At 73.3% G+C, this 13,993-nt stretch carries 12 protein-coding genes and 1 pseudogene; 2 read left to right on the top strand and 11 right to left on the bottom strand.

What is annotated here, in order from left to right; translation table 11 throughout:
* Positions 1-88: 88 nt before the first annotated feature.
* From ACZ6YG_RS15900 to ACZ6YG_RS15885, 4 genes are all read right to left on the bottom strand, one after another.
* Entirely contained in the window at positions 89-736 is a 648-nt protein-coding gene (locus ACZ6YG_RS15900; RefSeq protein WP_271276520.1) for a response regulator, read from the bottom strand.
* Positions 733-1,956, bottom strand: coding sequence for a sensor histidine kinase (locus ACZ6YG_RS15895; RefSeq protein WP_466018392.1), 1,224 nt, complete (start codon positions 1,954-1,956; stop codon positions 733-735). Before ACZ6YG_RS15895 ends, ACZ6YG_RS15900 begins: the two co-directional genes overlap by 4 nt.
* Complete coding sequence (locus ACZ6YG_RS15890; protein ID WP_271276522.1) at positions 1,953-3,068, bottom strand: acyltransferase family protein; 1,116 nt, start codon at positions 3,066-3,068, stop codon at positions 1,953-1,955. Before ACZ6YG_RS15890 ends, ACZ6YG_RS15895 begins: the two co-directional genes overlap by 4 nt.
* Before the next feature lie 83 nt (positions 3,069-3,151).
* Positions 3,152-4,546, bottom strand: coding sequence for a CotH kinase family protein (locus tag ACZ6YG_RS15885; protein WP_466018391.1), 1,395 nt, complete (start codon positions 4,544-4,546; stop codon positions 3,152-3,154).
* A 110-nt stretch (positions 4,547-4,656) separates the two neighbouring features.
* Here ACZ6YG_RS15885 and ACZ6YG_RS15880 point away from each other — a divergent pair, with 110 nt between their 5' ends.
* Positions 4,657-5,559 (top strand): RNA-guided endonuclease InsQ/TnpB family protein, encoded by a 903-nt coding sequence (locus ACZ6YG_RS15880; RefSeq protein ID WP_466018390.1) that lies wholly within the window; start codon positions 4,657-4,659, stop codon positions 5,557-5,559.
* Between the two features lie 12 nt (positions 5,560-5,571).
* Positions 5,572-5,850, top strand: a pseudogene (locus ACZ6YG_RS15875) (zinc ribbon domain-containing protein); the annotation flags it as partial.
* 39 nt (positions 5,851-5,889) lie between these two features.
* Here ACZ6YG_RS15875 and ACZ6YG_RS15870 read toward each other — a convergent pair.
* From ACZ6YG_RS15870 to ACZ6YG_RS15840, 7 genes are all read right to left on the bottom strand, one after another.
* Positions 5,890-6,576, bottom strand: coding sequence for a DUF4956 domain-containing protein (locus ACZ6YG_RS15870; RefSeq protein ID WP_246640289.1), 687 nt, complete (start codon positions 6,574-6,576; stop codon positions 5,890-5,892).
* Positions 6,573-7,331 carry a VTC domain-containing protein gene (locus ACZ6YG_RS15865; protein WP_466018389.1) on the bottom strand — a complete coding sequence of 253 codons (759 nt, stop codon included), beginning with the start codon at positions 7,329-7,331 and terminating at the stop codon, positions 6,573-6,575. Before ACZ6YG_RS15865 ends, ACZ6YG_RS15870 begins: the two co-directional genes overlap by 4 nt.
* A gap of 53 nt (positions 7,332-7,384) precedes the next feature.
* Positions 7,385-8,824, bottom strand: coding sequence for a sensor histidine kinase (locus ACZ6YG_RS15860; protein ID WP_466018388.1), 1,440 nt, complete (start codon positions 8,822-8,824; stop codon positions 7,385-7,387).
* A complete protein-coding gene (locus tag ACZ6YG_RS15855; protein WP_148031657.1) occupies positions 8,821-9,510 on the bottom strand; it encodes a response regulator transcription factor in 690 nt (229 codons plus the stop codon). The genes ACZ6YG_RS15860 and ACZ6YG_RS15855 overlap by 4 nt, the downstream gene beginning before the upstream one ends.
* Before the next feature lie 47 nt (positions 9,511-9,557).
* Positions 9,558-10,616 carry a pyridoxal-phosphate dependent enzyme gene (locus ACZ6YG_RS15850; protein ID WP_466018387.1) on the bottom strand — a complete coding sequence of 353 codons (1,059 nt, stop codon included), beginning with the start codon at positions 10,614-10,616 and terminating at the stop codon, positions 9,558-9,560.
* 17 nt (positions 10,617-10,633) lie between these two features.
* Positions 10,634-12,241 carry an FAD-dependent oxidoreductase gene (locus ACZ6YG_RS15845; protein WP_466018386.1) on the bottom strand — a complete coding sequence of 536 codons (1,608 nt, stop codon included), beginning with the start codon at positions 12,239-12,241 and terminating at the stop codon, positions 10,634-10,636.
* An 83-nt stretch (positions 12,242-12,324) separates the two neighbouring features.
* Positions 12,325-13,947 carry a SulP family inorganic anion transporter gene (locus tag ACZ6YG_RS15840; protein ID WP_466018484.1) on the bottom strand — a complete coding sequence of 541 codons (1,623 nt, stop codon included), beginning with the start codon at positions 13,945-13,947 and terminating at the stop codon, positions 12,325-12,327.
* Positions 13,948-13,993 lie beyond the last annotated feature (46 nt).

The raw sequence follows: 13,993 nt of genomic DNA, 5'->3' as shown, positions 1-13,993 counted from the left end.
GGAGTATGGATGTTAAGAAGCCGTAAGCCCTGGCCGCTCAGTACGCGCCTGTCTGACGCCACCCTGATCGCTGTTCGGCAGGAAATCCCTACGGGTTCGGCGGGCGGACCAACCCTGTCTCGTAGGCGAACACGGCGGCCTGGGTGCGGTCGCGCAGGCCGAGCTTGACCAGGATGCGGCTCACGTGGGTCTTGACCGTCTGCTCGGCGAGCACCAGCCGCTCGGCGATCTCCGCGTTCGACAGGCCCTGCGCGATCCGCGCCAGCACCTCGGTCTCGCGCTCGGTCAGGCCGGAGAGGCGGTCCATGCGCTGCCGGGGCCCGGCCATCCGGGAGAACTCGGTGATGAGCCGCCTGGTCACCCCCGGCGCCAGCAGGGCGTCACCGGCGGCCACCACCCGCACCGCGTGCGCCAGCTCCGCCGCCGAGGCGTCCTTCAGCAGGAACCCGGAGGCGCCCGCCCGCAGCGCCTCGTACACGTACTCGTCCAGGTCGAACGTCGTCAGCACCAGCACCTTGACGGCGCCGCTGACCCGGCGGGTCGCCTCGATGCCGCTCAGCCCGGGCATGCGGATGTCCATGAGCACCACGTCGGGGGAGAGCTCGGCGACCTTGGCGACGGCGTCCAGTCCGTCCACCGCCTGCCCGACGACCTCGATGCCGGGCTCGGCGTTCAGCAGCACGGTGAAGCCCTGGCGGACCATCGTCTGGTCGTCGGCGACGAGCACGCGGATCATGCGGTGTCCTCGGCGGGGAGCGCGGCGGTGACCTCGTAGCCGCCGTCGGGGGTGGGACCCGCGGCCAGCTCGCCGCCCAGCATGTGGGCGCGTTCGCGCATGCCGAGCAGGCCGAGCCCGGCCCCGTGCGAGGGCGGGGCCGGCCGCCGCGGCGCGGTGTTGCGCACGGTGAGCGCGAGCGTTCCGGGCCGGTACGCGATCTCGACCCGTACGGAGGCGCCGGGGGCGTGCCGCATGGCGTTGCTGAGCGCCTCCTGCAGGATGCGGAAGGCCGACAGCTCGATGCCGGGCGACAGCGGCCTCGGCTCGCCGGTGGTCGTGGCGGTGACGGTGAGCCCGGCAGCCCGGACCTTGGCGATCAGCTCGTCGACCTGGTCCAGCGTCGGCTGCGGGGCGTCGTCCGCCGGTCCGTCGGCCGAGCGGAGCACGCCGAGGACGCGCCGCAGCTCGGCGAGCGCCTCCACCGCGTTCTGCCGGATGCCCGCCAAATTGTCCTTCAGCTCCTGCGACGGGTTCTCCACCAGGTGCGGGGCCACCTGCGCCTGAATGGAGATCACCGACATGTGATGGGCGACCACGTCGTGCAGCTCGCGCGCGATCCGGTTGCGCGCCTCCAGCACCGCCCGCCGCGCCCGCTCCTCGGCGGTGACCTCCTCCTGCACGACGAGCTGCGTGCGGGCCACCCGGGCGCCGCGCAGCGCGGCCCCGATGACCGCCGCCGCCAGGACGATGACCAGCCACACCGCCGCCGCGCCCGTGTGGTGGCCCCACGGCTCGCCGACCAGGAACGCCAGCGCCACCAGCACGGTGATCGCCACCATCTCGGCCAGCACTCTCGGCCTGACCCGCAACGCCACCAGCAGGAACAGCATGGCCTGCAGCGCGGCCGCGAAACCGGACCACGAGAACGGCGTGCCGGGCGACAGGTAGATCGGGTGCTCCCGCACCGGCAGGCCGGTCTGCGAGCCGACCGCCATCACCAGGAGCGACACCCACCAGGCCGGGACCGGGCGGAACAGGGCCAGCACCACCGCCGCCGCCTGCCCGATCGCCAGCGGCGAATAGGTGGGGTCGCCGTGGCCGCCCGCGGCATCGACCATGACGACCGCGTACAGCACCACCAGGACGTGCGGCAGCCGCGCCAGCGGGCGCGGGCCGCGCATGCGGGGGAGCGGATCGGCCGCCGCCGTCCACAGGTCCGACCGCAGGGTCCCGATCACGGCTCCACCCTACGGCGCGGAGCCCGTACGGAAGATCGCTCGTAGGTGTGGAAGAGCAGGCAGCACAGGGCCAGCGCGACCGCGAACGCCGGCAGCCAGGCCAGCCGGGCCGCCACCCAGCCGAGCCCGTCGGGCGCCGTGTGCAGGCCGGGCAGGCGGCCACCGGCGTGCAGGCCGGCGACGGTGACGGCGATCATGGCGGTCTGGTGCCAGAGGAAGACGGTCATCGCCGCCAGGTTGACCGCGGCCACCGCCGCCCACGCCGCGGGCCTGGCCAGCAGCCGCCGCAGCGGGCCGGCCAGCAGGGCCGCCGCCCCGCACTGGGCGAGCCCGAAGGCGACGGCGGCCAGGGTCGGCGGGTCGAGGTTGGACACCGGCGCGCCCGGCACCCCGACCATGGCCGCCGGGTACCCGCCCCACGCCACCAGCCCGATCGCCGCCAGCCCGCCACCGGCCACCAGCCCCCACCCGGCCGCCCTCCCCGGCAGGCCGCGCGCGGCCCAGGTCAGGCCCAGGCAGTACGGCACCAGCCAGCCGGCCACCACGTTCACCCAGCCCGCCCAGGAAGGCCCGCCCAGCCCGTACCGGACGAGGTCGGCGCAGGCGACGGCGGCGAGCGGCCACGCCGGGTGCAGCCGCGACACCAGCGGCGTGGCGGCGGTGAGCAGCGCGAACACCAGCAGGAACCAGAGCGGCGACACCACCAGCGTGCCCAGCGTGCGCACCGTCTCCAGCTCGGCCCCGGACACGAACATCGCGCCCGCGGCCACCGCCCACACCCCCGCGAGCGCGCCGACCGGCCGGAACAGCCGCGCCGTCCGTGCCTTCAGCCACGCGCCGTACGGGCCGCGGCGGCGGCCGTTCACCAGCCCGCCCACCAGGAAGAACACCGCCAGCGTCTGGAGCACCCAGGACACCGGCGCCAGCTCCGGCATGACCCGCAGCGGGCTGCCGGCGCGCAGCGTGTCGCCGCCGGCCACCAGGGCGGTCACCAGCCAGTGGCCCAGCACGACGCCGGCGATCGCCAGCGCGCGCAGCCCGTCGACGGCGCGGTCACGGCCCGGCGGGGTGGCGGTGTCGATCCGGTGGACGAGTTCGACCAGGGATGGCATGAGGAGAACCTAGGAACCGCCGCCCCTGACCCGAATCCCGCTGGAGAGCTCATTCGCCGTTGGTCCTGAAGTATGAGGCAGGTTCAGCCGGCGCTCGTCGCCTCGGCGCGCTCGCGCAGGAGGGCGCGGAGCGTCTCGGCGTCGGCGTCGACCGCGCCGGCTCCGGCGTTGAGCTTGTAGCCGCGGACGATGTCGTCGAGCAGGCCCGACAGGATGCCGCCGGCCATGAGTTTCCGGTGGAGTGCGGCGTACTGCTCCTCGTACAGCTTCTTGAAGGCGGGGGTCGCCAGGAAGCGTTCCTTCAGCTTGTGGCCGCCCGTCCGCCCGCCGCCGAACGCGTCGCCGCTGTAGGCGAAGTTGAGGTCCCACGTGACGACCCGGAACCTGCGGGTGCCCAGGTCGTACCAGAGGTAGTAGTTCCTGCCAGGCCCGCTCATGTCGTCGAAGTTGAGCATGAGCTCCTGCAGCGCCACGTAACGGGCGAACGACTCCACCTCCAGGCGTGCGGGCAGCCCGGCCGCGAACTCCTCGTCGGACGCCTCGTCCACCCACCGGATCAGGTTGATCACGGGCTGCAGGTCGGTGCCGCCGACCTTGTTCACCTGTTTGAAGTCGGAGGTGTACCGGGTCTGGTCCTCGCCCTTGTAGGTGAAGGAGCCGGTGGCGAGCGACTTGTAGAGTACGCCGTCGCCCAGGTGCTCGGCGTAGCCCTCGTCGAGGTACTCGACCACCAGGCGGGGCGCCGAGGTGCGGCCGTTCACGGTGAACGCGCTGTAGGCGAAGCTCTGGGTGGGTTCGCCCGCGGCGCCGACGGTGGAGATGGCGAGCGCCTCGTTGAGCATCGTCGGGGCCCGGCCGGTCACGGGGCGGACGGCGACCTGCGAGTGGCCCTGGTAGCGGCGGCCCTCTGCGAACTCGTCGAAGCTGATCAGCCAGGGCAGGGTCTCCGGCTCCTCCGCCTTCAGCGCGGCGCCGAAGCCGCCCGTGCCGCCGCGCCCCCGGCCGCCCTCGCGAGGAGGCTGGAAACCGTCGGGCGGCCGGAAGCCCTCGGGGCGCTCGCCGCCGGGTCTCCCGGCCGGCCGGCGGCCGGCGCTCTGCCCCTTCCAGGTGAGCCCCGCCAGCGTCGAGTTGCCCTTGAGCCGGATGCCGACGCTCGGGATCGTGGTGCCGTCGACGGTCAGGTCCGCTTCGACGTACTCCTTCTCGCCGTCCTTGAGGTACGCGGTCAGCATGTCCTGGTAGCTTTCGTCCCGGAACGTGAGCGTGATCTGGTGCGCGACCGAGGTGTCGAACAGGTCCTTCGTGCCCGTGACGTCCTGGGTGACGACGGCCGAGGCGCCGGACACCGAGACCGCGTACGGGCGGACCGTGCCGCTGCCGAACACCCCCCAGCACACGCCCAGGAAGGCCGCGCAGGCGGCGAGGAGCTTCCCGTTCTGCCGGAGCCTGACCGGCAGCCGGCGCCTGAGCCTGGTCACCGGATACCTACAGGCTGGAGGCACCGTCCTTCAGGGCGGGGAGGAAAGCCGGAACGGCCGGACACTGTGGTCTCCCGGTTCTGTCGGTGGTGGTCGGTAGTTTGATCGGCGTGTCCCGCTACCGGCTCCAGCCGTCGCCTGCCCAGGAGCAGGCGCTGCTGGAGCATTGCGGGCACGCCCGGTATGTGTGGAATCTCGCGGTTGAGCAGCACGCTTGCTGGAAGCCGGGCCGCGGGAGCGCGCCGGGGTTCGCCGAGCAGTGCCGCCAGTTGACCGAGGCGCGGGCGGAGTTCGCGTGGCTGCGCACCGGGTCGATCATCGTTCAGCAGCAGGCGCTGAAGGACTTCGCGCAAGCCATGGCGAACTTCTTCGGCGGAACCCACAGGCGTCCGACGTGGCGCAGGCGCGGGCGGGGTGAGGGGTTCCGGATCGTCGCCGTCAGAGCGGGTGATGTGCGCCGCCTGTCGCGGCACGTGGGCGAGGTGAGGGTTCCGAAGGTGGGATGGATCCGTTTCCGCTGGTCGCGCGCCGTCCCTGACGGGGTGAAGTCGTATCGGGTCACCCGCGACCGTGCCGGGCGGTGGCATGTGGCGTTCGCCGCCGTCCCTGACCCCGTCCCGGCGCCGGGTACGGGCGAGGTCGTCGGTGTGGACCGGGGTGTGGCTGTGTCGGCCGCCCTGTCGAGCGGGGAGATGCTGCATGCTCCCGGGCTGCGTGAGGCGGAGAAGGCGCGCCTTCGGCGGCTGTTGCGCAAGCTCGCCAGGGCCAGGCGCGGATCTAACCGGCGTGCCGAGGTCAAGGCCGCCATCGCCCGGGTGAAGGCACGCGAGAGCGACCGGCGTAAAGACTGGGTGGAGAAGGTCAGTACGGGCCTGGCCCGGCGGTTCGACGTGATCGCCGTCGAGGACCTGAAGATCGGTGCCATGGCCCGGTCGGCGCGCGGCACCGTCGAGGTGCCGGGCCGTAATGTCCGGGCCAAGGCGGGGCTGAATCGGTCGATCTTGGCCGCCTGATGGGGTCGTCTCGTCCGACGCCTGGAGGACAAGGCGCCCGGGCGGATGGTGAAGGTCAGCCCCGCGTACACGAGTCAGCGGTGCTCGGCGTGCGGGATCGTGGACCGGCAAGCGCGTGAGAGCCAAACGCGTTACCGGTGCCGGTCCTGCGGATACGCCGGCAACGCCGATGTGAACGCGGCCAGGAACATCGCATACGCGGCAGGGCATGCCGTGTCTGCGCGGGAAGGGCCACGGGTTGCCGGGCCGGTGCACCGCGAACCTCAACACGACCTCCTCCTCGTGGGGTAGTTGCGGTTGGAATCCCCGTGCTTCAGCACGGGGAGGATGTCAAAGGTCGGTCTGGTCGTAGCCGGTCAGGACGGTGACCGACTGGCCGTGGTTGCGCTCGCGCAGGGCCGCCATCAGGTCGGCCGGCTCGCCACCCTTCTTGATCTTCACCGTGTACATCAGCTCGGTGAGCGCCCCGCCCCTGATCGACTCCATGCTGACCAGCTCGAACTCGTCGGTGTGGCGGATCAGCACGTCCTGGATGGCGTGGGTGTGGTCCTCGTCGGCGGGCACCTGCACCTTCACCACCTGGCGGCGCACGTTCAGCTGGAACCAGTCGAACCGGTGCATCACCACGACGATCAGCGAGATCGTCACCGCGGCGACGACCGCCAGCAGGTAGAAGCGGGTGCCGACGGCCATGCCCACGCCCATCACCAGGAAGATGAACCCGACGTCACGGGTCTCCTTGATGGCGTTGCGGAACCGTACCACCGACAGGGCGCCGACCAGGGCGAACGCGCGGGCGATGTTCGAGCCGACGACCAGCATGATCAGGGAGATGAGCATGCCGAGGACGACCAGCGTCTGCACGTACGACTGGCTGTAGGAGACGTTGCGGTGCGTCGCCCGGTACACCCAGCCGATCATGGCGCTGAGCACGAACGACAGCGTCATCGCGATGGCGACGTCGGCCACGCTGAACGTGCCCGAGAGATCCTGGAACGAGAAGTCCATGGGGGTCATGCCTCCGAGAGATCATGATCGGGGACGTGGAAGACGGAGCGCGGGGCCAGCCCGTGCGCCTCGATGCTCTGGCAGTACTTGGAGACCCGCACGACCTGCAGGTTCCGCTTGGCGGTCAGGTCGGTCAGCCAGTACGGGACGCGCTCGTTCGCCTTGACCTCCATGATCGCCTTGTGCGGCGGGACGATGAAGCGGTTCCGCGCGTCGGTGCCGAAGCCGAAGTCGCGGTCGCGGCCCCGCACCCGCCGGTCGAACGTCACCCGCAGCCCGGTGTCGGCGTCCCTGCCCAGGTAGGCGTGGCGGGTGTAGCCGGTCATGGCGGTGGCCCGCAGGTCCAGGCGGCAGACCAGGTCCAGCACCTCTTCGAGGAAGGCGCGCTGGGACGGCTCGTGGGCGATCATCTCGCGGCCGTCGCACAGCCGCAGCGCGTCGAGGTACGGCACGCGTACCCGCCGCTTCTGGGTGACCCGGTTGACCCGCTGTTTGATCTCCACGAACACGGGCGTGTCCCCGGCGGCGGAGGACCGGTCGCCGTAGTGGCGGATGCGCAGCTTGCGGCGGAACCTCAGGCCCTCGATCTTCTCCCAGTAGAACCGGAGGTGCCGGGTGTCGTAGTAGGCGCTCCAGATGGCGTAGCCCTCGTCCGGGCAGTGCCGGTCCCGGTCGAGCCGCCGCTCCAGCTCCGCGCGCAGCTCGTCCACGAGGCCCGCGTCCATCAGGTACTTGATCTCGTACCGGTTGAAAAGGCGCAGCATGCCGATATGTGACCCGACGAACCTGGGAATAGTGTGTGAACCCGCCGTGAAGGTCAGGCGGACGGGAGCAGAACGCGGAAACGGGTCCCCCGCCCGGAGCTGGAAACCTCGATCCGGCCGCCGTGGGCGCTGACGAGCGCGGCGGCGATGGCCAGCCCCAGGCCGGTGCCGCCCTGGTCGCGGGAGCGGTTCGGATCGGCGCGGTAGAACCGGTCGAACACGTACGGCAGGTGCTCGGCGTCGATGCCCGAACCCTCGTCGGCCACCTCCACCAGCGCGGCCTCGGTGCCCGGAGCCGGTCCCGGCCCGGCGTGCACGCCCTCGGGCGTGCCGACACGGGCGTGCCCGACCGTCACCCGCACCGGGGTGCCGGGCGCGGTGTGGGTGAGCGCGTTGCCGACGAGGTTGGCGATGACCTGGTGCAGCCGGTGCTCGTCGCCCCTCACCCGCACCGGCCGGTCGGACAGCGTCAGGCGGACCGGACGGTCGCGGTCGCGGGCGTGCGCGGCGTGCACCACGTCACCGGCCAGCACGTGCAGGTCTGCCGTGGTCAGCTCCAGCGCGGGCTCCTGGTCGAGGCGCGCGAGCAGCAGCAGGTCCTCCACCAGCACGCCCATCCGCTCGGCCTCGCTCCCGATGCGGCGCAGCAGCCGCTCCGCCGCCGGGTCCCTGGGCGCGTCGCCGTGCTGGTAGAGCTCGGCGAAGCCGCGGATGGAGGTGAGCGGCGTGCGCAGCTCGTGCGAGGCGTCGGCGACGAAGTGGCGCAGCCGCCGCTCGGAGCGCTCGCGCTCGCGCAGCGCGCGGGCCAGGCGTTCGAGCATCACGTTGAGCGCCGTGCCGAGCCGGCCCGTCTCGGTGCGCGGGTCGCTGTCGGCGACCCTGCGGTCGATGTCGCCGGCCGCGATGGCCTCGGCCGTACGCTCCATCCGGGTGAGCGGGCGCAGCCCGAGCCGCACCACCGCCAGGGCGGCGGCGGCGAGGAGGCCCAGCACCAGCCCGCCCGCCGCGAGCTGGATGACCAGCAGCTCCCGCACGGTGGAGTCGTCGGACTCCAGCGACATCGACACCGCCGCCCGGTTGCCGTCCGGCAGCGGGACGACGAGCACCCGCCAATCGCCCGTGCCGTCCTCGCCCGGCACGGTGAAGGGGCCGCGCGGCGGCCCGGCGACGAGCTCGGCGGGCACGGCCGGGCCGTCCTGGGCGCCGGTGGGGACGTCCTCCAGCAGCGTCCCCGCCGGGCTGTAGACGTCCACGTCGAACCGGGTGGGCACCCGCACCTCGTCAGGGCGCGGCGGCGGCGCGATCGGCGGCGGGCGCCTGCCGACCCGGTCGGCGAACTCGGCGAGCTGGCCGTCCGCCCGCGCCATCAGCGAACGGTCCAGCAGCAGCACCCCGGACACCGCGAAGATCGCCAGCCCGGCGGCGGACAGGCCGACCAGCGCCGCCAGCAACCGGTGCCGCAGCGGCCACGGCCGGTTCACGACCCGTCTCATGACGGGTCCCGCAACCGGTAGCCGACGCCGCGCAGCGTGTGGATCAGCGGCGGGCCGAGCACGTCGATCTTGCGCCGCAGGTAGCTGATGTACGACTCGACGATCCGGCTGTCGCCGTCGAAGTCGTAGTCCCACACGCTTTCGAGGATCTGCCCCTTCGACACCACCCGCTCGGCGTTGACCATCAGGTAGCGGAGCAGGCTGAACTCGGTCGGCGACAGGTGGATGGCCCGGCCCGCCCGCCGCACCTGGTGCGCCTCCTCGTCCAGCTCCAGGTCCGCGTAGCGGAGCACGCCGTCGCCCGCGCGGTCCTCCGGCGGGCGGGCGCGGCGCAGGATCGCCCGGACCCGCAGCACCACCTCCTCCAGGCTGAACGGCTTCGTCACGTAGTCGTCGCCGCCCGCGGTGAGCCCGGCGATCCGGTCGGACACCGCGTCCTTGGCGGTCAGGAACAGCACCATCGGCCTTTCGCCGCGTTCCCGCAGCCGCCGGGCGACCGCGAACCCGTCCAGATCGGGGAGCATCACGTCGAGCACCACGATGTCCGGCCTCTCCCGCGCCACCGCGTCCATCGCGCGCCACCCGCTGGACGCGGTGGTCACGGTGAAGCCGTTGAGCAGCAGCGCCTCGGAGAGCAGCTCGCGGATGTTCGGCTCGTCGTCGACGACCAGCACCTTCGCGTCCATGGCCTCCTGGATACCGGCACTGTCTGAGAGTCCGCTGAAAGCCGCGGTCAGTCCTTGCCCGCGGGGCAGAGCGCCGGGTTCGCCGTGGTCCCCTCCGTGTTGAGCAGCACCACCGTGGAGCCCGGCCGCACGCCGAGCGACGCGCGGCGCTCGGCCGAGTCCAGGGCGGCCCGGACCCCGGCCAGCGAGGCCGCGCCGCACGGTCCCGCGTCGACGCCCAGAGCCAGGAGCTCTCTCGCGGCGCGGGTGCTGTCGGCGTCCCCGACGGCGACGGCCGCGTCCAGGCCGTCACGCAGGTACGGCCAGGCCAGGCTGGACGGGGTGCCGCAGTTGAGCCCCGCCATGATGGTGTCGCCGGTCTCGACGCGCACCGGCCGCCGCTCCAGCAGGCTGGCCAGCACGCACGCGGCGGTCTCCGGCTCCACGGTCATGACGGCGGTGCCGCCCGGCCGGGCCCGGTAGTGGGCGACCGCCGCCTGGGCCAGGGAGCCGACGCCCGCCGGGACCGCCACCAGCCCGGGAGCCTCCCCGAGCTGCTCGTCCAGCTCCGCGAAGAGGGTCGCGTACCCTTCCACGATCCAGCCGGGCGTCTCCTCGTACCCGGCCCAGGCCGTGTCCTGCACGAGCACCGCGCCCGGCTCCCCGGCGGCCGACGCCGCCCGCCGCACCGCCTCGTCGTAGCTGCCGCCCACCTCGGTCACCTCGGCGCCCTCGGCAGCGATGGCCGCCACGGCCTCGGGGTGCACGCCACCGGGGGTGAACACCCGCGCCCGCTGCCCGAGCAGCCGGGCCATCCGGGCGACGGCCCTGCCGTGGTTGCCGTCGGTGGCGGTGACCAGCGTCAGCGGCCCCTCCCGCCGTTCCAGGATGCGGTGGATCGCCCAGGACGCCCCCAGCGCCTTGAACGCCGGCAGCCCCAGCCGTGACGACTCGTCCTTGACCAGCACCCGCCCCACGCCCAGGTCTCCGGCCAGCGCGGGCAGCTCGGTGAGGGGGGTGGGGGAGTAGCCGGGCAGCTTGGCGTGGAGTTTCCTGGCCTGGTCCGACGGGAGCGCGCAGCTCCAGTGGCGGGCGGCGGGATTGGCGTACCAGAACGATGTGAGCACATCTCATGGTCGCGTGATCATCGGCCCGGGTCCAGTCGGCGGATCTTGAGCACGTTGTCGGTGCGGGTGCCGGGGGTGCCGTCGGGCGCGTCCTGGGCGCGCTCGAACTCCTCGCACAGCTCCACCTCCCACTCGCCCTCCGCCAGCTCCAGCGAGTCCAGCACCTCCCGCGCGGAGGGAAGGTGCACGTCCGGGTGGTCGTCCTGCCAGGACGGCCACCCCGCGTGGCCGACGATCAGCAGCACACCGCCGGGCGCGACCGCACCGGCTGCCGCGCGCAGGATCCGCTCGCGCGGCAGATCCTGGTACGAGTGCAGGTAGTGCGCCGAGACCAGGTCGTAGGTGCCGGCGGGGAAGGACGCGCCGAAGTCGTGCCGCTGGAAGTCGATCGCATCGGCCACCCCGGCCTCGGCGGCGAACCGGGCCGCGCGCTCCAGCGCCACGCCCGAGATGTCGGCCGCGGTGACGCGCCAGCCCTGACCGGCGAGCCAGATCGCGTCGCCGCCCTCACCGCACCCCAGGTCGAGCGCGGTGCCCGGGGTCAGCGCCGGGACCTCCCTGGAAAGGATCATGTTCGGCCGGCCGCTCCAGACCCGGGTGCTCCCGCTGTAGCGGGCGTCCCACCACTGCTGACCGGACATCTCCTGGTCCGCCGCGTACCTGTTGTGCAGGCGCCGCTTCTGCACGCCTTCGGAGACCCCGCGCTCCGCCTCGGCGGAGAACGGGACGGGACGGGTCTCGGCCGCGTGGCGGGCCTCCTCGGCGATCAGGTCGGCGTTGACCGCACGGGCCGCGCGGGCGCCCGCGGCGGCGGCGCCGAGCGCGGTCTCGGTCACGTCGGTGACGCCGCCCGCCGCCCACACCCCCGGCACGCCGGTCGCGCCCGCGGCGTCGGCGGCCAGCCGCACGCCGGCCGGGACGCCGGCCACCCGCTGCTCCTCGGTCTCCAGGCCGAGCCCGGCGAGGAAGCCGGCCCGGGCGGAGGCGCGCGGGGCGACCACCAGCACCTCGCAGGCGATGACCCGCCCGTCGGCCATGGTGACGCCGGTGAGCGCGTCTCCGGTCACCTCCAGGCCGGTGACCTTCCCGTTGACCAGGGCGATGTCACGGGCGGCCAGCCGCTCGTACTCCTCGCCCGCAGGCTCGGGCGCGGTGTGCAGGAACAGCGTGACGTCCGCGCTCCACTGCCGCCACGTCAGCGCCTGGTGCGCCGCGATCGGGCCGGTGGCGAGCACGGCGACGCGCCGGTCGCGCATCTCCCAGCCGTGGCGGTCCGGGCAGTGCACGACGTCCCGCCCCCACCGCCCGGCCAGGCCGGGCACGCCGGGCAGCTCCTCGCTCACCCCGGTGGCCACCAGCAGCTGCCGCGCCACCACCGAGGAACCGCCGGCCAGCGCGACACGGAAGCCGCCGTCCACCCGCCCGACCTCGGTGACCGTCCCGTCGACGACCTCGCCCCCGTACCGCGCCACCTCTTCCCGCCCCACGCCCGGGATCGCGGGCTCCTCGCGCGACCGGCCCGAGTCCACCACCAGCACCGTCCGCCGCGCCCTGGCCAGCGTGACCGCCCCGCTCAGCCCGGCGACCCCACCGCCGACCACGACCACCTCGTACGTACGACTCATGACACCTCCCCTTCCGGGGAAATGGTCTGCCCGCGCCCCACCTGATCGCAAACATCTTTGCCATAACGGCAACCCGTGGGGCCTCAGCCGGTGGTGGCGGGGATGACGCCCTTGTGGTGGAGGTGGTCGCGGGCGGCGGCGATGGCCTCCGGGGTGGTGGCGAACACGCGGCCCTCCTCCGCCAGCCGTTCGATCACGCCCAGCGCGCGCAGCGGCTTGTGGTGCCCGTTCCTGATGCCGGAGACGTACACGGTGATGCCGCGGTGCCGCAGGCGCGCGATGGCGTCGCCGAGGACGAGCGCGCCGCTGGCGTCGATGGTGGTGACGCGGGACATGCGCAGGATCACCACCGACACGTGGGCCACCTCTGACAGCTCCAGCAGGAAGCGGTGCGCGGCGGCGAAGAACAGCGGCCCGTCCAGCCGGTAGGCGACGATGTGCTCGGCCAGCAGGTCGAGCTCCTGGTCGGTGTGGTCGCCGGTCAGGTCGTCGTGGATCGGCATCGCGTCCAGGCGGACGTTGCGCGCGATCGACCGCAGTGCCAGGGCCCCGGCCACGAGCAGGCCGAGGATGACGGCCTGGACCAGGTCGAGCGCCAGCGTGGCGATCGCGGTCAGCACCAGCACCACCGCGTCGCCGCGGGTCGAGCGGACCATCGCCTTGACGGAGCCGACCTCGACCATCCGCACGGCCGTGGCCAGCAGCACCCCGGCCAGCGCGGCCAGCGGGATCTTCGCCACCAGCCCGGCCGCCGTGTAGACGATCACGGCCAGGATGCCGGCGTGCGCCAGGGACGCCAGCCGGGAGGAGGCGCCGGAGCGGACGTTCACCGCCGTGCGGGCGATGGCGCCGGTGGCCGGGACGCCGCCGAACATGGGTGAGACCAGGTTGGCCAGGCCCTGCCCGAACAGCTCGCGGTCCGGGTCGTGCTTATGGTTGACGCTCATGCCGTCGGCCACCGCCGCCGACAGCAGCGACTCCAGCCCGGCCAGCGCGGCGACCGCGATCGCCGGGGCGATCAGGGACGACAGTGCGGCCGGGTCGATGAAGCCGATCGACGGCGCGGGCAGCCCGGCGGGCAGCTCGCCGATCGTCGACACCGGCAGGTCCACCAGCGCGACGGCGACGGTGGCGGCGGCCACGGCCAGCAGCGAGAACGGCACCGTCGGCCGCCACCGCGCCCCCACGATCATGATCGCGGCGACGGCCAGCGCGATGCCGACGGCCCACCACTGCGGCCGGGCCGCGAAGTCCCGCACGGCCTCCCAGGCGACGACGACGACCTTCTCGCCCTCCGGCGTGGGCACGCCCAGCGCGGCGGGCACCTGCTGGAGCCCGATCACGCAGGCGATGCCGATGGTGAAGCCCTCGACCACGGGGGCGGGCACCAGCGCCATGTACTTGCCGGCCTTGGCCAGCGCGAGCGCGATGAGCATGAGGCCGGCCAGCACGCCGACGGTCAGCACGCCGGACGCGCCGTGCTGGGCCATGATCGGCACCAGCACCACGGTCATCGCCCCGGTCGGCCCGGACACCTGCAGCCCCGAGCCGCCGAACACGGCCGCCAGCGCGCCGGCGACCACCGCGGTCGCCAGGCCCGCCTCCGCGCCCATGCCGGACGAGATGCCGAAGCCGAGCGCCAGCGGCAGCGCCACGATCGCGACGGTGAGCCCGGCGAGCAGGTCGCGTCGCGGGCGGCGCGTCATCGCGACCAGGTCGGCGCGGGCGGGCAGGAGAGAACGCACCGAGGAG

It is taken from the genome of Nonomuraea sp. NPDC054003, from assembly GCF_055585125.1.
Note: the sequence above shows the minus strand (reverse complement) of the source record. Positions and strands in the feature narration are given on the sequence as shown.